16 protein-coding genes, 2 tRNA genes, 2 rRNA genes and 1 pseudogene are annotated in these 21,207 nt (G+C 43.7%); 5 read left to right on the forward strand and 16 right to left on the reverse strand.

All coding sequences use genetic code 11. The features are described 5' to 3' along the window. Positions 1–49 precede the first annotated feature (49 nt). From LEUCM_RS00280 to LEUCM_RS00310, 7 genes are all read right to left on the reverse strand, one after another. A 23S ribosomal RNA gene (locus tag LEUCM_RS00280) occupies positions 50–2,968 on the reverse strand. A 172-nt stretch (positions 2,969–3,140) separates the two neighbouring features. Next, a tRNA-Ala gene (locus LEUCM_RS00285) sits at positions 3,141–3,213 on the reverse strand. A 26-nt stretch (positions 3,214–3,239) separates the two neighbouring features. Continuing rightward, positions 3,240–3,313 (reverse strand) — tRNA-Ile (locus LEUCM_RS00290). A 91-nt stretch (positions 3,314–3,404) separates the two neighbouring features. After that, positions 3,405–4,978: ribosomal RNA gene (locus tag LEUCM_RS00295) — 16S ribosomal RNA — on the reverse strand. Together the 16S and 23S rRNA genes with 2 tRNA genes alongside form the textbook arrangement of a ribosomal RNA operon. 392 nt (positions 4,979–5,370) lie before the next feature. Further along, entirely contained in the window at positions 5,371–5,757 is a 387-nt protein-coding gene (locus tag LEUCM_RS00300) for a hypothetical protein (RefSeq protein WP_016264690.1), read from the reverse strand. Then, the gene (locus tag LEUCM_RS00305; RefSeq protein WP_016264689.1) at positions 5,758–6,135 is read right to left on the reverse strand and encodes a CvfD/Ygs/GSP13 family RNA-binding post-transcriptional regulator; all 378 of its coding nucleotides are present in this window, start codon (positions 6,133–6,135) and stop codon (positions 5,758–5,760) included. It abuts the gene before it with no gap. Positions 6,136–6,282: 147 nt separating this feature from the next. Further along, positions 6,283–6,867, reverse strand: coding sequence for a peptidylprolyl isomerase (locus LEUCM_RS00310; protein WP_011374145.1), 585 nt, complete (start codon positions 6,865–6,867; stop codon positions 6,283–6,285). Between the two features lie 145 nt (positions 6,868–7,012). On the opposite strand from LEUCM_RS00310, the gene LEUCM_RS00315 reads away from it, so the two are divergent. Then, entirely contained in the window at positions 7,013–7,999 is a 987-nt protein-coding gene (locus LEUCM_RS00315; RefSeq protein ID WP_011374144.1) for an NAD(P)/FAD-dependent oxidoreductase, read from the forward strand. A gap of 54 nt (positions 8,000–8,053) precedes the next feature. On the opposite strand, the gene LEUCM_RS00320 is transcribed toward LEUCM_RS00315, so the two are convergent. The 7 genes from LEUCM_RS00320 to LEUCM_RS00350 all read right to left on the reverse strand — a co-directional run bounded on the left by LEUCM_RS00320 (position 8,054) and on the right by LEUCM_RS00350 (position 13,174). Beyond that, positions 8,054–8,707 carry a VTT domain-containing protein gene (locus tag LEUCM_RS00320; RefSeq protein ID WP_011374143.1) on the reverse strand — a complete coding sequence of 218 codons (654 nt, stop codon included), beginning with the start codon at positions 8,705–8,707 and terminating at the stop codon, positions 8,054–8,056. Positions 8,708–8,793: 86 nt separating this feature from the next. Then, positions 8,794–9,435: a TIGR01906 family membrane protein gene (locus LEUCM_RS00325; RefSeq protein WP_016264688.1), complete on the reverse strand. Its 642-nt coding sequence runs from the start codon at positions 9,433–9,435 to the stop codon at positions 8,794–8,796. Next, positions 9,423–10,208: a TIGR01457 family HAD-type hydrolase gene (locus LEUCM_RS00330; RefSeq protein WP_011374141.1), complete on the reverse strand. Its 786-nt coding sequence runs from the start codon at positions 10,206–10,208 to the stop codon at positions 9,423–9,425. The genes LEUCM_RS00325 and LEUCM_RS00330 overlap by 13 nt, the downstream gene beginning before the upstream one ends. Positions 10,209–10,216: 8 nt before the next feature. Then, complete coding sequence (locus LEUCM_RS00335) at positions 10,217–10,834, reverse strand: YutD family protein (RefSeq protein WP_011374140.1); 618 nt, start codon at positions 10,832–10,834, stop codon at positions 10,217–10,219. A gap of 18 nt (positions 10,835–10,852) precedes the next feature. Next, positions 10,853–12,232, reverse strand: a complete 1,380-nt coding sequence (locus tag LEUCM_RS00340; RefSeq protein ID WP_056936463.1) for a bifunctional metallophosphatase/5'-nucleotidase — start codon at positions 12,230–12,232, stop codon at positions 10,853–10,855. A gap of 12 nt (positions 12,233–12,244) precedes the next feature. Continuing rightward, positions 12,245–12,847 (reverse strand): metallophosphoesterase, encoded by a 603-nt coding sequence (locus LEUCM_RS00345; protein WP_025016282.1) that lies wholly within the window; start codon positions 12,845–12,847, stop codon positions 12,245–12,247. A 12-nt stretch (positions 12,848–12,859) separates the two neighbouring features. After that, positions 12,860–13,174 carry a hypothetical protein gene (locus LEUCM_RS00350; RefSeq protein WP_011374137.1) on the reverse strand — a complete coding sequence of 105 codons (315 nt, stop codon included), beginning with the start codon at positions 13,172–13,174 and terminating at the stop codon, positions 12,860–12,862. Between the two features lie 428 nt (positions 13,175–13,602). Between LEUCM_RS00350 and LEUCM_RS00355 the strand changes: the two are divergent. The 4 genes and pseudogenes from LEUCM_RS00355 (at position 13,603) to pepV (ending at position 19,034) form a co-directional block, all read left to right on the forward strand. Further along, positions 13,603–14,795 (forward strand): annotated as a pseudogene (locus LEUCM_RS00355) (glycerophosphodiester phosphodiesterase). A gap of 14 nt (positions 14,796–14,809) precedes the next feature. Further along, positions 14,810–15,142 carry an ArsR/SmtB family transcription factor gene (locus tag LEUCM_RS00360; RefSeq protein WP_011374135.1) on the forward strand — a complete coding sequence of 111 codons (333 nt, stop codon included), beginning with the start codon at positions 14,810–14,812 and terminating at the stop codon, positions 15,140–15,142. A gap of 205 nt (positions 15,143–15,347) precedes the next feature. Continuing rightward, positions 15,348–17,438, forward strand: coding sequence for a heavy metal translocating P-type ATPase (locus tag LEUCM_RS00365; protein ID WP_016264684.1), 2,091 nt, complete (start codon positions 15,348–15,350; stop codon positions 17,436–17,438). A gap of 192 nt (positions 17,439–17,630) precedes the next feature. After that, complete coding sequence (pepV, locus tag LEUCM_RS00370) at positions 17,631–19,034, forward strand: dipeptidase PepV (RefSeq protein ID WP_011374133.1); 1,404 nt, start codon at positions 17,631–17,633, stop codon at positions 19,032–19,034. A gap of 60 nt (positions 19,035–19,094) precedes the next feature. On the opposite strand, the gene LEUCM_RS00375 is transcribed toward pepV, so the two are convergent. Together LEUCM_RS00375 and LEUCM_RS00380 are read right to left on the reverse strand one after the other, a co-directional pair. Then, entirely contained in the window at positions 19,095–20,525 is a 1,431-nt protein-coding gene (locus tag LEUCM_RS00375) for a hypothetical protein (RefSeq protein WP_025016283.1), read from the reverse strand. A gap of 156 nt (positions 20,526–20,681) precedes the next feature. Next, positions 20,682–21,122, reverse strand: coding sequence for a MerR family transcriptional regulator (locus LEUCM_RS00380; RefSeq protein ID WP_016264682.1), 441 nt, complete (start codon positions 21,120–21,122; stop codon positions 20,682–20,684). Positions 21,123–21,207 lie beyond the last annotated feature (85 nt).

The raw sequence follows: 21,207 nt of genomic DNA on the forward strand, positions 1-21,207 counted from the left end.
AACTGCATAATAAGTAATATTTTCATTTCAAAAGCCAAACATTGCACCTTTGGTTAAGTCCTCGACCGATTAGTACTAGTCCGCTCCATACATCGCTGTACTTCCACTCCTAGCCTATCTACCTGATCATCTTTCAGGGGTCTTACTTCCATAAAGGAATGGGAAATCTCATCTCGAGGGGGGCTTCACACTTAGATGCTTTCAGCGTTTATCCCTGCCATACATAGCTACCCAGCGATGCGCCTGGCGGCACAACTGGTACACCAGAGGTATGTCCATCCCGGTCCTCTCGTACTAAGGACAGCTCCTCTCAAATTTCCTGCGCCCGCGACGGATAGGGACCGAACTGTCTCACGACGTTCTGAACCCAGCTCGCGTACCGCTTTAATGGGCGAACAGCCCAACCCTTGGGACCGACTACAGCCCCAGGATGCGATGAGCCGACATCGAGGTGCCAAACCTCCCCGTCGATGTGGACTCTTGGGGGAGATAAGCCTGTTATCCCCAGGGTAGCTTTTATCCGTTGAGCGATGGCCCTTCCATACGGAACCACCGGATCACTAAGTCCGACTTTCGTCCCTGCTCGATTTGTCAATCTCACAGTCAAGCTCTCTTATACCTTTACACTCTACGAATGATTTCCAACCATTCTGAGAGAACCTTTGAGCGCCTCCGTTACACTTTAGGAGGCGACCGCCCCAGTCAAACTGCCCACCTGACACTGTCTCCCGCCACGCTAAGTGGCGCGGGTTAGAGTGGTCATACAGTTAGGGTAGTATCCCACCAACGCCTCAATCGAAACTAGCGTTCCGATTTCTACGGCTCCTACCTATCCTGTACAAACTGTACAAACACTCAATATCAAGCTACAGTAAAGCTCCATGGGGTCTTTCCGTCCTGTCGCGGGTAACCCGCATCTTCACGGGTATTATAATTTCACCGAGTCTCTCGTTGAGACAGTGCCCAAATCATTACGCCTTTCGTGCGGGTCGGAACTTACCCGACAAGGAATTTCGCTACCTTAGGACCGTTATAGTTACGGCCGCCGTTTACTGGGGCTTCAATTCTGGGCTTCGCTTGCGCTAACTCATCCTCTTAACCTTCCAGCACCGGGCAGGCGTCAGCCCCTATACGTCATCTTACGATTTTGCAGAGACCTGTGTTTTTGATAAACAGTTGTTTGGGCCTATTCACTGCGGCTGACCTGACGGTCAGCACCCCTTCTCCCGAAGTTACGGGGTCATTTTGCCGAGTTCCTTAACGAGAGTTCACTCGCTCACCTTAGGATATTCTCCTCGACCACCTGTGTCGGTTTACGGTACGGGTAGTTTATTTCTCACTAGAAGCTTTTCTTGGCAGTGTAACATCAGGAACTTCGCTACTTAATTTCGCTCCCCATCACAACTTGTCCTTAAAGAATCAAGCATTTCACTCAACTCAAGACTTATTGCTTGGACACACATTTCCAGTCGTGTGCATTCCTTAGCTTCCTGCGTCCCTCCATCATTCAAACAAAATAAACTAGTACAGGAATATCAACCTGTTATCCATCGACTACGCCTCTCGGCCTCGCCTTAGGTCCCGACTAACCCTGGGAGGACGAGCCTTCCCCAGGAAACCTTAGTCATACGGTGGATCAGATTCTCACTGATCTTTCGCTACTCATGCCGGCATTCTCACTTCTAAGCGCTCCACTAGTCCTTACGATCTAGCTTCATCGCCCTTAGAACGCTCTCCTACCGCGGACACTTACGTGTCCACCCACAGTTTCGGTATTATGTTTAGCCCCGGTACATTTTCGGCGCAGCGGCACTCGACTAGTGAGCTATTACGCACTCTTTAAATGGTGGCTGCTTCTGAGCCAACATCCTAGTTGTCTGTGCACCGCCACATCCTTTTCCACTTAACATAAATTTTGGGACCTTAACTGGTGATCTGGGCTGTTTCCCTTTCGACTACGGATCTTATCACTCGCAGTCTGACTCCCGGAACTAAATCAATGGTATTCGGAGTTTATCTGAATTCAGTAACCCATGACGGGCCCCTAGTCCAAACAGTGCTCTACCTCCATGATCCAATATTCCGAGGCTAGCCCTAAAGCTATTTCGGAGAGAACCAGCTATCTCCAAGTTCGATTGGAATTTCACCGCTACCCACACCTCATCCCCGCCATTTTCAACTGACGTGGGTTCGGTCCTCCAGTGTGTTTTACCACACCTTCAACCTGGACATGGGTAGGTCACTTGGTTTCGGGTCTACATCTATATACTCACTCGCCCATTTCAGACTCGCTTTCGCTACGGCTCCAGCTTTTCACTTTAACCTCGCATATAAACGTAACTCGCCGGTTCATTCTACAAAAGGCACGCCATCACTCATTAACGAGCTTTGACTAATTGTAGGCACATGGTTTCAGGATCTATTTCACTCCCCTTCCGGGGTGCTTTTCACCTTTCCCTCACGGTACTGGTTCACTATCGGTCACTAGGGAGTATTTAGCCTTGGGAGATGGTCCTCCCGGATTCCGACGGAATTTCACGTGTTCCGCCGTACTCAGGATCCAGAACGGAGGTCAAGTTGTTTAATCTACGTGGTTATCACACTCTTTGACTCAGCTTCCCAGCTGATTCGATTACAACTTAACTTGGTAACTCCAAAGTTCTGTCCTACAACCCCAAGAAGCAAGCTTCTTGGTTTGGGCTCTTCCCCGTTCGCTCGCCGCTACTTAGGGAATCGATTTTTCTTTCTCTTCCTGAAGGTACTTAGATGTTTCAGTTCCCCTCGTCTACCTTCATTAAGCTATGTATTCACTTAATGATAATACTCGATTAAAAGTATTGGGTTCCCCCATTCGGAAATCTCCGGATCAAAGCTTACTTACAGCTCCCCGAAGCATATCGGTGTTAGTACCGTCCTTCATCGGCTCCTAGTGCCAAGGCATCCACCATGCGCCCTTTATAACTTAACCTATCTTTACCTACGGTAAAGGGTTATTATTTGAGTTTAGCGATATGAACTAATTCATATTTCTATTATTAAAAAACTCTTTAAAACGCAATGTTTTTCTCGGCTTTTAAAACTAATATATTACTTATTATCCAGTTTTCAAAGAACAAAGTTACGATGACTATTGTCATCAATGGAGGATAACGGGATCGAACCGATGACCTCCTGCGTGCAAAGCAGGCGCTCTCCCAGCTGAGCTAATCCCCCATAATGAAACTATTAAATTGGTACAATGGGCCTAAATGGACTCGAACCATCGACCTCACGCTTATCAGGCGTGCGCTCTAACCAGCTGAGCTATAGGCCCAAAAACGTCCTTAATGATGAGAGTAGACCTCTCAAAACTAAACAAAGTTTTGATTTCGCAAATGTACAAGGTTTTCCGTATTATTCCTTAGAAAGGAGGTGATCCAGCCGCAGGTTCTCCTACGGCTACCTTGTTACGACTTCACCCTAATCATCTGTCCCACCTTAGACGGCTGGCTCCCCGAAGGGTTACCTCACCGGCTTTGGGTGTTACAAACTCTCATGGTGTGACGGGCGGTGTGTACAAGGCCCGGGAACGTATTCACCGCGGCATGCTGATCCGCGATTACTAGCGATTCCGGCTTCATGTAGGCGAGTTGCAGCCTACAATCCGAACTGAGAATGGTTTTAAGAGATTAGCTAAACCTCGCGGTCTCGCAACTCGTTGTACCATCCATTGTAGCACGTGTGTAGCCCAGGTCATAAGGGGCATGATGATTTGACGTCGTCCCCACCTTCCTCCGGTTTGTCACCGGCAGTCTCACTAGAGTGCCCAACTAAATGCTGGCAACTAGTAATAAGGGTTGCGCTCGTTGCGGGACTTAACCCAACATCTCACGACACGAGCTGACGACAACCATGCACCACCTGTCACTTTGTCCCCGAAGGGAAAGCTCTATCTCTAGAGTGGTCAAAGGATGTCAAGACCTGGTAAGGTTCTTCGCGTTGCTTCGAATTAAACCACATGCTCCACCGCTTGTGCGGGCCCCCGTCAATTCCTTTGAGTTTCAACCTTGCGGTCGTACTCCCCAGGCGGAGTGCTTAATGCGTTAGCTGCGGCACTGAAGGGCGGAAACCCTCCAACACCTAGCACTCATCGTTTACGGCATGGACTACCAGGGTATCTAATCCTGTTTGCTACCCATGCTTTCGAGCCTCAGCGTCAGTTACAGACCAGACAGCCGCCTTCGCCACTGGTGTTCTTCCATATATCTACGCATTTCACCGCTACACATGGAGTTCCACTGTCCTCTTCTGCACTCAAGTTTCCCAGTTTCCGATGCACTTCTTCGGTTGAGCCGAAGGCTTTCACATCAGACTTAAGAAACCGCCTGCGCTCGCTTTACGCCCAATAAATCCGGACAACGCTTGCCACCTACGTATTACCGCGGCTGCTGGCACGTAGTTAGCCGTGGCTTTCTGGTTGGATACCGTCACTACCTGATCAGTTACTATCAGATACATTCTTCTCCAACAACAGAGTTTTACGATCCGAAAACCTTCTTCACTCACGCGGCGTTGCTCCATCAGACTTTCGTCCATTGTGGAAGATTCCCTACTGCTGCCTCCCGTAGGAGTCTGGGCCGTGTCTCAGTCCCAGTGTGGCCGATTACCCTCTCAGGTCGGCTATGCATCACGGTCTTGGTGAGCCTTTACCTCACCAACTAACTAATGCACCGCGGGTCCATCCTAAAGTGATAGCCGAAACCATCTTTCAACCCTACACCATGCGGTGTTAGGTTTTATGCGGTATTAGCATCTGTTTCCAAATGTTATCCCCCACTTTAGGGCAGGTTACCCACGTGTTACTCACCCGTCCGCCACTCACTCAAATGTTTATCAATCAGGAGCAAGCTCCTTCAATCTAAACGAGAGTGCGTTCGACTTGCATGTATTAGGCACGCCGCCAGCGTTCGTCCTGAGCCAGGATCAAACTCTCGATTAAAAGTTTGTAGCTCTTGTTTTGTTACTTAATTTATTTGCTAGCGAAATTGACTTCGCAAATATGTTGTGCCCCGAAGGGCGACCCTACACATTTGGTTTATCAAAACTTTGTTCAGTTTTCAAAGATCTACTGTGTTGAAACAGCTTAATTAATATATCATCTTTCGTACTAACTTGTCAAGAACTTTTTTTAAATATTTTTTGAATAAATATTCAAAACTTTTAAATTCGATGACGTCGTTTTTGATGATTATCAATTGCCTCGCTGACAACATAGACTACTATACCAACATTCCAATATATCGTCAAGCATTTATTTACATTTTTTTGAATAAAAATGTAAAAAGTTATAAAAACGGACATTTTTGAATAGATATGCAGTGATTGTCCGAATTAATTTAGGTGTGGAACGCCTGTTACTTCCAGTTTATCAAGCAATTCCGTGATTTCACTAGGATTTGCGAACTGATAGCCCGATTCTGCAATTATTTGCAATTGTTCGTCATAGAATTCGGCCGGATGTTCACTCCATTGAAAGACAAAAAACGAAACATTCTCACCTTCAAGGTTAATATTAGCTAAATTAATCAATCTTAGCTCATTAACATCAATTTTAATCGTCGCTTTAATGGCATTTAAAACTGCAGCTAATGGTGTTTGATCCGAATTTTTATGTGTTGATAACATTTTATAATCCGTATCGGCTTGTTTTTGCACTAAAAAATCATATTGACCTTGCTTTGTCTTGTACATGATTGTTCCTGCTACTTTAGCACTCATCTATTTACCCCTTTGGTTTAATTCTTCAATTGCCGCTTTAGTCCATCCCGGTAATCGCTCCGCAATCGGTGCAAAACCTGTTTGAATCCGACGGTTAGTCCAGTAATGCTTCTTTGCTCGTTGTGGTAGTAGATCCTGTGCCTTATGAAGTGCACGTAATGACAAACTAATCTTATGCGTGTATTCATCAACATCTAACACTAATACCTCTAATTGCTGTCCTACTGTAAATTGCTCGTCTAGCGCCTTCACAAAACCATGACCGCACTCTGAGATATGAATCAAGCCTTGAACTGATTCATCTAATGCCACAAAGACACCATACGGTTGAATTCCTGTTACGGTGCCTGTCACTTTTTGTCCAATTCGATAAACCATATTGTCCTCCAACTTTAATTATCCTATCTATTCTAATCCTTGTCCTTGGTAAAAGGCAAGCCATCTGAAACAACCTACCCTATCTTTATAAAAAACCAATAAAAAATACCCAGTTTACGAATCAACTGGGTATCACGATTATCATTTTTAGTGTTTGATTGAAATGTGATTGATAACCACTGGATCAACAGGTTTGTCTTGCATCCCTGTTTCAACAGCATTAATTTCATTAACAACGTCCATACCACTTAAAACTTGGCCAAAGACAGTATGTTTGTGATCTAACCAAGGTGTACCACCTTTTTCGTAAGCTGCAATCACTTCTTCAGGATAGCCAGCACCAGGCATTTGAGACATCATGCTTGGGTTGATGTGTTCATTAGTCACGATAAAGAATTGGCTACCATTTGTATTAGGACCAGCATTAGCCATCGATAAAGCACCATTTAAGTTGAAAAGTTCTTGGCTAAATTCATCACCAAAAGCTTGGCCCCATAAACTTTCGCCACCCATACCTGTACCTGTAGGATCGCCACCTTGAATCATGAAGTCGTTAATTACTCGATGGAAGACGATACCGTCATAGTAATCTTTTTCAGCTAAGCCGATGAAGTTTTCAACCGTCTTAGGCGCTTGTTCTGGGAATAGCGCAACAGTGAATTCACCATGGTTGGTGTCAAAAGTTGCTGTTGGTCCTGCAAAGTTTTCTAAATCTAATTGTGGAAATGTCATGATAGACCTCCTAAATGTTTTTAATTCACAGTATATAATAGCGAATTAATCTAGAAATTACTATTATTATTTCTTTTTAACATGCTTTCCTAATTTTTTTCTAGTATACTATTTCAGAAGTCTACTATAAGAAGGAAGTTATCCTATGCTTGATCCTAACCATCTTTTTGATATTACCGTAATCGGTGGCGGTCCCGTTGGCATGTTTGCTGCTTACTACGCAGGCATGCGTAAAGCCGATGTGCAAATCATCGAGAGCCTCCCTGAACTAGGCGGCCAAGTCGCAACGCTCTATCCTGAAAAAGAAATCTTCGATGTGGCCGGTTTTAAAGGCATTACTGGTGCTCAGCTCACTGCTAACTTGGCTGAACAATTAGCCGTCTTTGAACCGACAACCCAATTAGAAACATCTGTTAAGGCCATCCTACCCCAAGAAGACGGGACTTACATCTTAGAAACATCTAAAGGAACGACGCATACACGCGGTGTGATTGTTGCCGTCGGAAATGGTGCCTTTACGCCCCGAAAACTAGCCGTTGATTATCAACCTGAATGGGAAAATAACTATATCCACTACTTCGCTAAAGAAATGGCACAGTTTAAAGATCAAACCGTAGCCGTTGCTGGTGGTGGCGATTCTGCGATTGATTGGGCCCTCATGCTCGAAAAAGTCGCCAAACAAGTCTATATCATCCACCGTCGTGATCAGTTCCGGGGTCTGGAAAGCAGTGTCGATGCTTTGATGAACTCTTCTATTCAAATTAAGACACCATTTTTAATTGACGGTCTCACAGAAGTTGATCATCAACTCGCCCTTTCACTCAATAAAATGAAATCAACCGATCAAGAACAACTGGTTGTCGATAAATTACTCGTCAACTACGGTTTTATCTCCGATACACGGATTCTCCGTGATTGGGGCTTAACGCTTGATCACCACCAAGTCAGTGTTAACCAACAAATGGCAACCAACTTACCAAACGTCTATGCGATTGGCGATATTGCCACTTATCCTGGTAAGGTGAAGTTAATTGCGAGCGGCTTTGGTGAAGCACCGGTTGCCGTGACCGAACTTTTAACCAAACTCTACCCTGAAAAGCGCCAACCACTTCACAGTACTTCTATTATGTAATTTAAAAGCGCACCGTCTGATCTCAAACGAGAATCAGGCGGTGCGCTTTTTTAATTATGATTTAGCTTTTCGGCTCTTTAATTGGCTCTTAACCGCGGTGATGACCATTGGAATTAATGAAACGGCAATAATGCCTAAAACGACCAATGAGAAATGTTCCTTCACGACTGCGATGTTTCCGAAGAAGTAGCCGGCCCCACAACAAAGGACTACCCACAAGACACTCCCGATAACATCATAACGGAAGAACTTGCCAAATGACATTTGACTACCACCGGCGACAAATGGGACGAAGGTTCTGATAATTGGCATGAAACGGCCAATGGTAATCGTCTTGCCACCATACTTGTTAAAGAAGACCTGGGCCTCTTCAATCTTTTCGGTATTGATAAACTTCCCGAAGAAACGGCTCTTGGTTGCAGCCATCCCAACTCTTTTACCAATTTGTTCGTTTAAAGAATCCCCCGCAATTGCGGCAACTAAGAATAATGCGGCAAATACCCAGATATTCAAATCATTATCTGTTCGAGCCGCTAAAGCAGCTGCGGCAAATAATAATGAATCCCCCGGTAGAAACGGTAAGATGACTGCCCCGGTTTCTACAAAAATAATCGCAAACAAGATCACATACGTCCAATTGCCAAACTGATTGACAATATTGACCAGATGCGCGTCGATATGTAACACAAAATCAATTAACTGCGTCATGTTGATACTCCTATATTTTCATTTGTCGGTACTCACTTTTCTAGCATACCGAATATTAATCCTAAAACAATCATCATTAGAGCTTCTTAATAAATTTTCAATGACTTCTTTGCCCGCCACAAAATAATCAGAAAAAGACCTTCGAGGATGACAAAAAAGCAGATAAAGCACAGCATAAAATACTGCTCGGGTAACACTAAAATAATGGGATCTAACAGCGGGTCAAACTGCCAGTCGAGGTTGCGAAATAGCAATTCATGAAATAACACGAAAAAGCGATCAAAGCTAACACTGGCAATCAACCCAATTACAATCGGCATAACCAGTGCGACTTGCATCGGTCGAATATAGCGCCATTGCCTCCCCGACTTAAAATCACGCCGCCAGCCTCTAAGTGCCGGCACAATCGTCACCAGGAAAATGACCGCCGTTAATAAGAAGAGGTGTTTAACTTCCTTAAAATGCGCCAAGCCATTTGCTGACATCTTGAAATGTGGCAACACTAGCGATTGTCCACCCGGCAAAACCAAATAACGCATCAAGCGGTTAAACTCGTGCATTAACGTCGCCTGGCTCATCTGCATTTGCGCTGCCAAATGAAGTTGTCGGCTTACCAAGTCATAGCTCAACCAACCGATAACAATCGCCGCTAGAATACTCCCACTAACGATACTGAGATAAAAAACTAGCCAGTTGCCCGTTTTTTTGACGCCGTTTAAACTTCCCATTCAGCTAAACTATTGATAATATGCGTTGGTTGCGCCGTGACTTTTGCCAAATCAGCCGGTGTTGAAACGCCCGTATAAACTAATAAGGTTGCCATTTCAGCATTTAAACCCGCTTTGATGTCTGTATTATAGTTATCGCCGACCATTACCACTTGGTCCTTAGTTAACCCGAATTGTTCGAGTGCCATTTCCATAATAATTTTTTCTGGTTTACCGATATAAAGCGCTGATTGTTGTGTTGCGCGTTCAACTAAGGCAATCACTGAACCTGCACCAGGCACTAAGCCACGTTCATTAGGTAAGTTGGTATCGGCATTCGTCCCAATAAAAAGAGCGCCGCGTTTAATCGCGAGCGTTGCCAATTCAAATTTGTGGTAAGTGACATCGTAGTCTAAGCCAACCACCACGTAGTCTGGATCATATTCGTTAGTTCTAAAACCAGCATCTAATAAAGCTTGTTTCAAACCAATTTCGCCGATGACATACACTGTCTTGCCATTTGCTTGACCGCCATTTAGGTTTAACAAATAACGCGCCGTTGCCAATGATGGGGTGTAAACTTGGTCTTCGGTTGCATGAATATCATGGTTATCTGCTAAATTTTTGATCACCGCTGCGGGTGATTTAGTGGTGTTATTCGTTAAAAACATAAAAGGGATGTTCTTAGCTTGGAGCCGTTCAATAAAATCACGTGCTTCTGGCATCTGTTCGCTACCGCGATAAACTGTCCCGTCTAAATCGATTAAGTAGCCTGCGTAGTTTGTTTTTGTCATTTAGTTACTCACTTTCCAGTTTCCTTTGGGGAATTACTCTCTAATGGTCGAATCTTAAAGTGGCGCTTATTAACGGATTTTTTATTCTCCGTGACCGCTTTTTGCGGCTGTTCTTTAGTCACTTTTTGATTAGGTGTTACTTTACGTTCCGTGAAGCCTTGCTTTTGCCGGCGTTGTTTCTGTGGTCCTCGCCGGCGATTACTACGGCGATTTTCGTTGCGAATCTGTGGTTTACCTTGTCGTTCTAAGACAAAATAGGCACAACCAAAATTACAATATTCATATAGGTAGTCTTGGAGTGTATCAATTAATTGATCCTTATTGGCCCGTCGATTAGTTGATTTGTAGAATCCCTTAAGGCGTAGTTGTTCAAAACCCCAGTCCGCCACAATATAATCGTACTTCGCAAGAACCTCGTTATAGCGTTCGTTTAGCTTTTCAGCATCAAAACCATCGCGATAATTGGCGACCACTTCGTAGGCACACTTATCGATGTCAATCATGGTTTCACTCTTAACAACGACGTGCTGTGGTACTTCCGGTTGTTTAGCCGCTGCAATCATTTCTTTTTCAAGCGCCCGAGTTACCTTCTTAGCAATCTTCGGTTTTGTTTTTGTATCCGCCACGGCGAACCTCCTCTTCCCTTAAACGGGATATTTTTGTGTTAAATAGGTAGCAACTGCATTTCTCAGAAAATCAGGGAACATAATTTCAGTCTCCCCGACAATTTCAATGGTTGGGAAAAACGGAATAAAGAGATAATGATCAACTGTCGTCAACGTATAGCTAGCTTCAGGATCAATCTCCTGACCATGCCAAAAGACGCGGCGTAATGTCATATCCACTGTAATCCCATCATAAACGATGTCTCCAAAGATTTTACCACGGAAACTCATCCCTTTAATCGGGAACTTACGTAAGAATAACCGATTTTTTTCCATTTCTAAGACTAACCGCCATAAATCGTAGCCCTTTAAAGTGACTTTAATCAAATGCATCGGATGCGGTAATTGACTCTGCAGGTCATCTTTGGTGACCAAACCTGCTTCGAGCCCCCCTAAAAATAGGCCGGTGTTCAAAACAGCGGCTTCTGTTTGCGTTGCCGCTTCAATCGCTTTTAACCCGGCCGTCATCATCGGTGACTCTCCAATGGTAGCAATCGGCAGTGCTTCTGGCAAGTCGGCCACCACTTGGGCTGCTAATTGGGCATGCCCTTGTGCTAAATAACCCGCAATTTCAGCCTCATCCGCCGCTTCTTCTGGTAAATCGGCCGTCAAGACAGTGCGGGCTTTCCGGTCAACCGGGCGATGGTTAGCATCGAGTGTTAACGTGATATCGCCAATATAATGACCGTACTTTTCGGCAGCCGTTAATAATGTTTGATTCACCATCAGCCCATCTTTTAAGAGATGATGTGTGTGGGCGCCGCAGATAACGTCGATTTCAGGATAGTGTTCTGCCAACCATTGATCTGTTGTTAAGCCCAGATGTGATAGTAATACTAAGACATCGTACTGCCCTTCAATTTGCGCCAGTAATTGTGGCATTTCTTCACTAATTGTGACAGGATCCCAACCATTAGGTCGATATGTCAAAAAGAATGGCGCCGTTAATCCGACAACCGCAATCCGCGTCCCTTGATCAGTTGTGATAATGCGGTACGGTTGCGCAAATTTAGCGAGGGTGTTTGTGGATTGTTCATAGAGATTTGCTAACAATACGGGGAAATTCGCATGATCGTATAGATGTTCCAACTGTGCATGACTATTGCCAATGCCTTCATTATTACCAATTGTCACACCATCATAACCAATTTGATTCAACAGGGTCGTATTAATCTGGCCGTCTGTTGCTTCAGTTAAAGGGTGACTACGATCCATTGCATCCCCGATATCAAACGTTAAGACCGTTTCACCTTTTTGCCGATAGGCCGCTTGGTGGGCTAACAAGAAGCGGCGCATTCGAGGCCAATTTTCAAAATGCGAGTGTAAGTCGTTCGTGTGTAAGATGTGAATAGTTTCCATTTTGTCATCCTCTTATTTTAATTGCGTTAACGCCTTTTGTTTTGCCGTCAAGATTGCTTCAATCTCCGCTACTGATAAAGGTGTCCCAAATGGTAGTGGTGTTTTCAATAATTCACGTTCTGGGGCGTCAATCCCCACGTTGATATTCTCAGCAATTGGTAGCATGTTGTGGTGAATGTGGCCATGCAAGTTAACCGTTTGGCTAACTTTACCGAGTAACAGCGGATAATGGGTTAAGAAATACTGCCGGTGATTAATCTTAATTAGCGCCCCGACATCGACAAATTGATAGTGCGGGTGTGCCTCTGTTCCCGGATCGTGCTTCTTCAAATATTTAAAGAAGGCACGGTTGTCATGATTGCCCTTCACCAGAATAATCTGACCATTCAATGCGCCGAGCAAAGCATTAACTTGCGCAAAAGCAGTTGGTTTATTCGGGACTAATGCAACGTCTCCTAATAGGTAAACCTGATCCTCCGATTGAACACGCTGATTCCAGTTAGTCACAATCGTCTCATTCATGGTGGCCACATCCGCAAACGGTCGTGGCGCAAAGTCATTCATCCCGAGTAATTCTTCATGATAGAAATGGGTATCCGCTGTAAAATAAATCATTTTATCAACCACCTAGCCAATATGATTTGCTTTTAAAACTTCTTTAAAAGCCTCTTCGACAGGCCCCGGTGTTTTCTCCCATTCTTCCCATTCTGTAAAATCAACAGCGGGCATCGTATAAGTATTATTAATATAGTCTTCGTAAGTTTGAACGGCATTAGAATGTGGAATGTTTAATTGCAAAATCCGCACACCCTTAATTAACCCGCGATTAGCGGCGAGTTCTGCCCGCCCATTCATAAAAATATTGCCTAACTCATAGTACGTTGAACCGTCTAAGCGTGTAATTTCTTCAATAATATCAAACACTTGTTGTTTCTCTGCCATAGTGTGACTCCCTATTCTTATCCGATTTCAGTTACGTTCATTTTACCAATATGTACGCAAAAAAACCACTATCCGTAGACAGTGGTTGGCATAAGAGAGAAAGAGAATTGATAAAAAGGTAATTGCATAAGTACCTTACAGACATAATATACCGCTCAATGTAAGCGTTGTCAATTATTATTTAGTAATAATTCGATTAATTTATAACTGGGTTCTAACACGATGATAGGTTTTTTAGAAAAATAATGGTATCTTAATTAGTAGTTTTAAATTTAATTAGGAGGCCGTTAACTTTGTTAAAGTCCAAATCACAACTGGGCATCGTGCTCTTTTGCTGCTTTTACTTTCTCTTATTATCTGGCTTTACAGTTGTTGGTCATCGCGGTGATCCCATTAATGCCCCGGAAGAAACATTCCAGAGTATTGATATGGCCTTTTCGCAAGGTGCCAACTACGTCGAACTCGATTTACATGAGTCTCAAGATGGCGTCTTAGTCATCTCGCACGATCGTAATCTAAAACGTGTCACCGGTGTCGACACCATTGTTTCTCAAAACACGTTTGCCAAATTAAGCACACTAAAAATGAGTAATGGTGAACCTGTCCATAGCGTTGAACAGTTATTCCAACACTATCAGAACAACCCCAATGCGAAATTCTTAATTGAAACCAAGAAAACAAAAAGGGTAACCCGCAGGACATGGAAGCCAAATTAGTTGCGCTCATTCAAAAGTATCACCTGCAAAAGCGGATCATGGTCCATTCCTTCTCGTTACCAAGTTTAATCAATATGCAAAAACTAATGCCTGAGATTCCCCGCATTTTTATCGTGGGTAGTCTCAAGCGGATTTCATTTGAAAGCTTCAAATATGCGGACGGAATTAACATTTCTTCCGAATTAGTGACGCCGACGATTATCAAACAATTGCATTACCTCCACCAAAAAGTCTACGTCTGGAATGAAATGGCCGAAAATCAAGCCACTTGGAACTGGCTCGTTAACCTCGATGTGGATGGCGTCGTCACTAATTATCCCGCGCTAGGCCGACATTACCAAGCCGCCCAAGATCAATCCCAGATTGAATCCTTAGAAACGACTGGTCAGGTCAATAGCGTTCACGATTTAACCACCGTTGAAAACCCCTACGAACAAGTGCCCACTAAAGCACCGGCTAAGGCTGGTCATAGCTACGACGTAACCCAAACCGTCACGGTTGCCGATCAGACCTATTATCGAATTGGCACTAACCGGTTTGTATTAAGCGATGCGATTAATGTTGGCCAAACCGCCCAAGCAGCTTCCTTATTGGTAGGCAAAACAGCCCAGATCAAACCCAATCCGATGACTGTTGCGACTTGGAATAGTCCCTTGCATCCGACCCAGACAACCGGTCAGCTGCTAGCTAATAGTCGCCACAAAATATTAGCCGTTCGCTATGTTGGCAATCAGGTTTGGCTCCAAACCGCAACCGGCTGGTTCAAAAGTCGCCAAGCATTGATTCAATTGGATCCTAATACTGATTTACCAACCATTGCATTAGCTTATTACCGGCAATTGCCAAAACAACTCCGCCCCACAAACCTACTATTAAAACATTCCTTTTTTAACACTAAATTCTAACAAGGCAGGCTATTATGACAATCGACCACGATCAACTGATTCGCTCCGTTCAAAAAACACTTCCGAAAGAAGACACGCTCGATCATATCTCAACACTTTTTAAAATTCTTGGCGATAAGACCCGCGCTAAAATTCTGTACGCACTCTTCCAATCAGAATTACGGGTTTACGATATCGTCAGCGTTTTAGAGATGTCACAATCTTCAATCTCACATCAACTACGGGTACTCAAACAAGCAAAGCTCGTTAAGAGTCGCAAAGAAGGCAAAGAAGTTTACTACTCCCTTGCTGACAACCATGTGATTAACATCTTCTCACAAGTCATCGCGCACGTTAACGAGCACTAATTATTACAAGAGGCTGCAGCAAATTAACTTTTGCTGCAGCCTCTTTTTCTCTAAACGACTACAAACTAAACGGGTTGCATTTTATAGGTTGTGGTGTTATCTTATAGGTAACATATGAATATATGCTCATATGTATATCTAATTCGTAAATATAACGATTTAGATCCGAATTGACAGTTCATTAACCAATAAGGAGGACTCATCAATGACACAAATTCAATTAGCAGGTATCGATTGTGCCGCCTGCGCTACCAAAATCGAAACAAACGTCAAAAAATTACCGCAAGTCCAAGATTGCGCGGTTAACTTTGCGACGCAAAAACTGAGTTATGAATTAACCGGTGATCAAGCCGCCACCGCGTTTGAATTAGAGCTTCAACAATTGTTAACGACAATTGAACCAGATGTCACCATTCAAAAATCATTACCGGCTGCGGGCCAAACACCCCCTAAGAAATTTAAATTTAATCTAGACTTGGTTCGAATTATCATTAGCGGCCTTTTACTATTAGGAAGCTACGTCTTACCACTTAGTCAGCCGCTACTAATCAGCTTGTTGCTAGTCGCTTTTGTCCTCATCGGTTACGATATTATCTGGACAGCCATCCGGAATATTCTTCACGGCCAATGGTTTGACGAAAACTTCCTAATGACCGTTGCCACCATTGGGGCCTTTGGGATTGGCGAATACGCTGAAGCAGTTGGCGTAATGCTGTTCTATCAAGTCGGTGAATATTTCCAAAGTTTAGCAATCAATCGCTCACGGGATTCAATCGCTAGTTTGGTTGCGATTAAACCGACTTTTGCCAACCTCCAAACTAGCCAAGGCCTCCAACAAGTTGCGCCTGAAGCCGTTCAAGTTGGTGCAACCATTTTAATTAAGCCTGGTGAAAAAGTACCACTAGATGGGACCGTCATCGCGGGCAGTAGTTTTGTCGATACCGCTGCGGTCACCGGTGAATCGGTGCCTCGTTCATTTAACGTTGGCGATACCCTCTTGAGTGGCAGCATTAATCAATCCGGTCTTTTGACCCTTCAAGTCACAAAACCTTACGCTGACTCGACGGTCGCTAAGATTTTAGACCTGGTTGAAAATGCTAGCAGCCAAAAAGCGCCGACTGAAAACTTCATCACTCGCTTTGCGAAAGTCTATACCCCAATCGTGGTAGGCTTTGCCGTATTATTAGCAGTTGTACCACCACTCTTTTTAGGACAACCCTTCTCAGATTGGCTCTACCGGGCACTCATCTTCTTAGTGATTTCTTGTCCATGTGCGTTAGTCATTTCAATTCCGCTCGGCTTTTTTGCCGGTATTGGGACTGCTTCTAAAAACGGCATCCTGGTCAAAGGGAGCAATTACCTCGAAGCTTTAAACGATGTGCGGACAGTTGTTTTCGATAAAACAGGAACGTTAACCCAAGGTAGTTTTACCGTTACAGCAATTCACGCTGTCGATCATCAACCGAAACATTTACTCGCATTAGCCGCTTTAGCAGAACAACACTCAACACATCCGATTGCACAATCCATCATTGCTGCTAATCAAGCACCACTCAATCAAACACTCAGTGCGGTCACAGAAGTTGCTGGTCACGGCGTTAGTGCAACTCTTGACGGCCAATCCCTAAAAGTGGGTAAAGCTAGCTGGCTCAAGGAACAAGGGTTAACACCACTCACACCTACTGAAGTCGGTACTGCGGTGCACATCGCTTATGGCACTGATTATCTTGGTTACCTCGTTATTTCAGATCAGCTTAAAAAAGATGCTGCCACAGCAATTGCGCAACTGAAAAAAGTCGGCATCCGCCAAACGATGATGCTAACTGGTGATAACGACGCAATCGCTAAACAAGTCAGCCAATCATTGGGAATTGATCATTATCAAAGTGAACTACTTCCTCAAGACAAAGTGGCTACTTTAGCCAGCCTGACTGATAACCGTGCACAAAACGGCAAGGTGGCCTTCGTTGGTGACGGGATTAATGATACCCCCGTTCTTGCTCGAGCCGATGTCGGTGTTGCGATGGGCGGTTTAGGTTCCGACGCTGCGATTGAAGCAGCCGACATCGTTTTGATGTCCGATGAACCAACTAAGTTAGCAACTGCCATCGATATTGCCCGTTTCACCCGCAAAATCGTCTGGCAAAACATTGCTTTTGCGCTCATCGTTAAAGCAATCTTCTTATTACTAGGTGCATTTGGCATTGCAACCATGTGGGAAGCCGTTTTTGCAGACGTTGGCGTAACCCTAATTGCCATTTTAAATGCCTTGCGTATTATGAGAAAATCGAACTAATTCATATTTGAGATTAGTTTCACATAATAGATACATTAATAAAAGAACGACCGTTAAAAGTAATTGTTAACAGCCGTTCTTTTTTAGTAGGAAGCGCTTTTTAATTGTGAGCAAATATGCTAGAATGAGGTTATCCTAATTTTAGATTAACCGCACCTTGGTTAAAATTTAACAAAGAAAGCTGGGACTGCAATGACATTGAATTGGCAACAAGAAGCGGCAAAGTATAAGGATCAAATGCTTACCGACTTAACAAGTTTACTCAAGATTAATAGCGCGCGTGACGTTGAACATAAAGAAGACGATGCACCGCTTGGCCCTGGCCCTCGTGATGCTTTGCTACAAATGTTAGCAATTGCTGATCGTGACGGTTTTACAACTAAAAACATCGAAAACGTTGCTGGCCGGATTGAATTTGGTAGTGGCGACGAAATTTTTGGTATTTTAGGTCACGTTGACGTGGTTCCTGCCGGTGACGGTTGGGAAACAAATCCTTTTGAACCAGTTATCAAAGACGGCAAGATTTATGCCCGTGGTTCATCAGATGACAAAGGCCCATCAATTGCAGCATACTATGCGCTTAAATTATTAAAAGACAACGATATTAAATTAAACAAAAAAGTCCACTTCATTTTCGGGACTGACGAAGAAAGTGAATGGGTTGGTATCAACCGTTATCTAGAAGTTGAACCAAAACCTGATTTTGCTATCTCTCCAGATGCTAACTTCCCAATCATCAATGGTGAAAAAGGAATTGTGTCATACATGATCACTTTCAAACCAGTTGATGGCGCTGATGGTGAAATGACATTAGTAAGCTTCAAGTCTGGTTTACGTGCTAACATGGTTCCTCAAACTGCTAAGGCAATCTTAACTGGTGCAATGCCAGCTGATTTCCAAGCTAAATTTGATGCTTATGTAGCTGAACACAAACTACAAGGTACTATCACAACTGATGGTGACCAAACAGTAATCGATTTAATCGGTAAAGGCTCACATGCCCAAGAACCTAAAGCTGGCGTAAATGCTGCAACTCACTTGGCAACATTCTTAGCTGACTTTGCATTAGATGCTAAAGGTGGCAACTACATCGGTACAATCGCTCGTTTAATGCACGAAGACTCACGTGGTCACCTCTTAAACATCAACCATACAGACGATGTGATGGGTGATTTAACAGCTTGCCCTGCTGTCTTCAACTACACACAAGACGGTGTTGCATCTGTTCTCTTGAACGTTCGCTACCCTAAAGGTGTAACTGATGAAAGTACACGCGAAGGCCTTGCTAAGACACTTAGTGATGTTGCCGACGTAACAATCGAAGGCCATGCACAAGCACCTCACTATGTTCCTGGTGATGACGAATTAGTAGCAACTTTATTACAAGTCTTTGAAGATCAAACAGGTCTTAAAGGTCACGAACAAGTTATCGGTGGTGGCACATACGGTCGAATCTTAGAACGTGGTGTTGCTTTCGGTGCTTTACCAGAAGAACGCGAAAATGTTATGCATCAAGCAAATGAATACATGCATATCGAAGATATCATGAACGCAATTGCCATCTATGCAGACGCAATTTATCGTTTAACACGTTAAAACTAACTTAATTGTACTAAAAAGAGACGACCAACATTGGTCGTCTCTTTTTTTATACTGTTATTCATTAGCAAATTCCATAATGGCCGGTAATAATTCGTCTAATGGAACTTCCTGCAAGACACATTGACCATCGACTAGCAAATCATAGCGCGTTTCTGCCGCCGTCTTCATTTGAGCAGCATAAATCTGTTGTGCCGCGCTCAATGCCTCTTCCGATTGACTATCTTCAAGCGCTAAATCAACATTAACAACGTCTTCTAGTACTAAAAATTGGCGCGTGGCTTTTCGAACCTGCCAAGCTGATTGCTTCAAAATACGACGCAACGCGTTAGTCAATTGTTGATTAAATGCCAGCATGAGGGCTGCTGCCGGTGCTGGTTGGCCAAAGTCCTCCGGCATAATAGCCTTACCATAACGCATTAAATCACGAGGCGACCACCGCCAATATTCACTAATCGTTTGCGTTGTATCTACTGAGCACAGTGCCACCTTTTTAATATCGGTTAAGGTTTCAATTGGCACTTCAGCCGAGCAAGCCAATCGATCATACATAAAGTAATCCTCCCCCGCTTTAAATGACGCTTTTGGATCCGTTAAAAAAGCGACTTGAATCTGTTCGAGTGGTAACTGTTGCCCCACACAAAATAAAATCGTGCCAAGGATATCCAACGTCAAACGGTCAAAGACGACTTGCCCCGCTGCATCCCGAATTTTAAAATACAGTTCATCATCCCGCCCGAACTGTTGACTTGATTCTTTATTGAAAACCGGTATTTTCAACTGATCGTCGTAACACAACAAACTACGATAATCCGTTTTAATATTCAGCAAGTCGTTGATTGGCTCAAAAGTGGGTTGGTGCGTCTCTTGCTGATGGTTGATAAGTGCCGTGAGGAGCGCCGGTTCGACGACCGGATAAGATTCTATGTGACTTAGATGATAGCCCACTACCGTATACCCCAATTGTTTAACCTGCTCGATCAACATTAAAATTCCAGCAACATGTGGTTGTTCAAAATCGAGCACCTCCGTAGGCAGTGCATTTAACTGTTGTTCAAATTGATCTTGGGGCACATCAAAAAGATAATACTGACCGCTGTTATCGAAAAGGCGATACCGTGGTTGCCGCGTGACAAAAGTCGGCGTTGTCGTCGTCAGACATGTTGCTCCCTGTTCATCAACCAATTCAGGTTGGCTATAAGCATAATACACTCGCTGAACACCTAATTCCTGATGATCCAAATCAAATTGATATTGCTTAGCGTCTTCATGTCCCTGATGTTGCTTCGCAAACATCTCAGGATACATTTGTTTGAGTTTATGCCGTCTAATCGCCGTATAAGCCACACCATTTTCTTCAAGGATCGTTTTAAATTCCCGTTCAGTTGGATAGCTGCCGTTAAAATCTGCGACAAAGCCGACGAGGTTCAAATAAAATTCAAAGCCGTACCCTTCGTTGATAAACTGCAAATATTGTCGTTTTTCCATCAGTAATCAGCCCCTATGTTTAAATTAATAACGTTATTATAAACAACGGACCCGACACATTAAGTCGTTTCAAGCGATGCGTACTGAATTTTTAGACAATAAAAAAGTGATTGTTAGGACCCAATTACCCGAGTCCTAGCAATCACTTTTTGCCATTTATTCTTTAGTCGGTGCATCCACTAATTTAAAGGTTGAATGCCCTTCTTTGACAATCGCATATAAAATTTGTTGTTTTGTATCATCGAAATACCCGAGATTCACAGCCATTTCGCCATCTAGTTCTTCAATCCCTTCGAAATGTTCCCGAATAATCGATCGCACAATCTTCATATTAGCCATGTGCTTTTGAATTTTTTGGACCGCAACGCTCAACGTGTACCCTTCATCTAAGAAATGCTTGATGAAAATGGCCTTAATCATCATTTGAGCGTCGTACTCACGGGCCTTATTGCCATCTGCTTCGCGGGCCTTAATGTAGCCCTTTTGTTCCCAGTAGCGGAGTTGACGCGGCGTCACCCCTGCCATCTTACAAACTTCACTAATCCCAAAAATTAATCGATCCGTATCTATCAACTTTAAAAAAAGGTCTTTTTGCAAGTCCCCACTCCGTTCCTATTAATAAATTTCATTATAGATTATCTACAAAACTTGTCAAGTCGAATGACATCTTTGTCAACTTACT

Source organism: Latilactobacillus sakei subsp. sakei DSM 20017 = JCM 1157 (assembly GCF_002370355.1).
GTDB classification, from domain to species: Bacteria; Bacillota; Bacilli; order Lactobacillales; family Lactobacillaceae; genus Latilactobacillus; species Latilactobacillus sakei.

What these genes read in the sequence shown, in the direction of transcription:
- LEUCM_RS00300 (WP_016264690.1), bottom strand. Translation starts at nt 5,757, where the DNA reads ATGAGTGCTAAAGTAGCAGGAACAATCATGTACAAGACAAAGCAAGGT.
- LEUCM_RS00305 (WP_016264689.1), bottom strand. Translation starts at nt 6,135, where the DNA reads ATGGTTTATCGAATTGGACAAAAAGTGACAGGCACCGTAACAGGAATT.
- LEUCM_RS00310 (WP_011374145.1), bottom strand. Translation starts at nt 6,867, where the DNA reads ATGACATTTCCACAATTAGATTTAGAAAACTTTGCAGGACCAACAGCA.
- LEUCM_RS00315 (WP_011374144.1), top strand. Translation starts at nt 7,013, where the DNA reads ATGCTTGATCCTAACCATCTTTTTGATATTACCGTAATCGGTGGCGGT.
- LEUCM_RS00320 (WP_011374143.1), bottom strand. Translation starts at nt 8,707, where the DNA reads ATGACGCAGTTAATTGATTTTGTGTTACATATCGACGCGCATCTGGTC.
- LEUCM_RS00325 (WP_016264688.1), bottom strand. Translation starts at nt 9,435, where the DNA reads ATGGGAAGTTTAAACGGCGTCAAAAAAACGGGCAACTGGCTAGTTTTT.
- LEUCM_RS00330 (WP_011374141.1), bottom strand. Translation starts at nt 10,208, where the DNA reads ATGACAAAAACAAACTACGCAGGCTACTTAATCGATTTAGACGGGACA.
- LEUCM_RS00340 (WP_056936463.1), bottom strand. Translation starts at nt 12,232, where the DNA reads ATGGAAACTATTCACATCTTACACACGAACGACTTACACTCGCATTTT.
- LEUCM_RS00345 (WP_025016282.1), bottom strand. Translation starts at nt 12,847, where the DNA reads ATGATTTATTTTACAGCGGATACCCATTTCTATCATGAAGAATTACTC.
- LEUCM_RS00350 (WP_011374137.1), bottom strand. Translation starts at nt 13,174, where the DNA reads ATGGCAGAGAAACAACAAGTGTTTGATATTATTGAAGAAATTACACGC.
- LEUCM_RS00360 (WP_011374135.1), top strand. Translation starts at nt 14,810, where the DNA reads ATGACAATCGACCACGATCAACTGATTCGCTCCGTTCAAAAAACACTT.
- LEUCM_RS00365 (WP_016264684.1), top strand. Translation starts at nt 15,348, where the DNA reads ATGACACAAATTCAATTAGCAGGTATCGATTGTGCCGCCTGCGCTACC.
- pepV (WP_011374133.1), top strand. Translation starts at nt 17,631, where the DNA reads ATGACATTGAATTGGCAACAAGAAGCGGCAAAGTATAAGGATCAAATG.
- LEUCM_RS00375 (WP_025016283.1), bottom strand. Translation starts at nt 20,525, where the DNA reads ATGGAAAAACGACAATATTTGCAGTTTATCAACGAAGGGTACGGCTTT.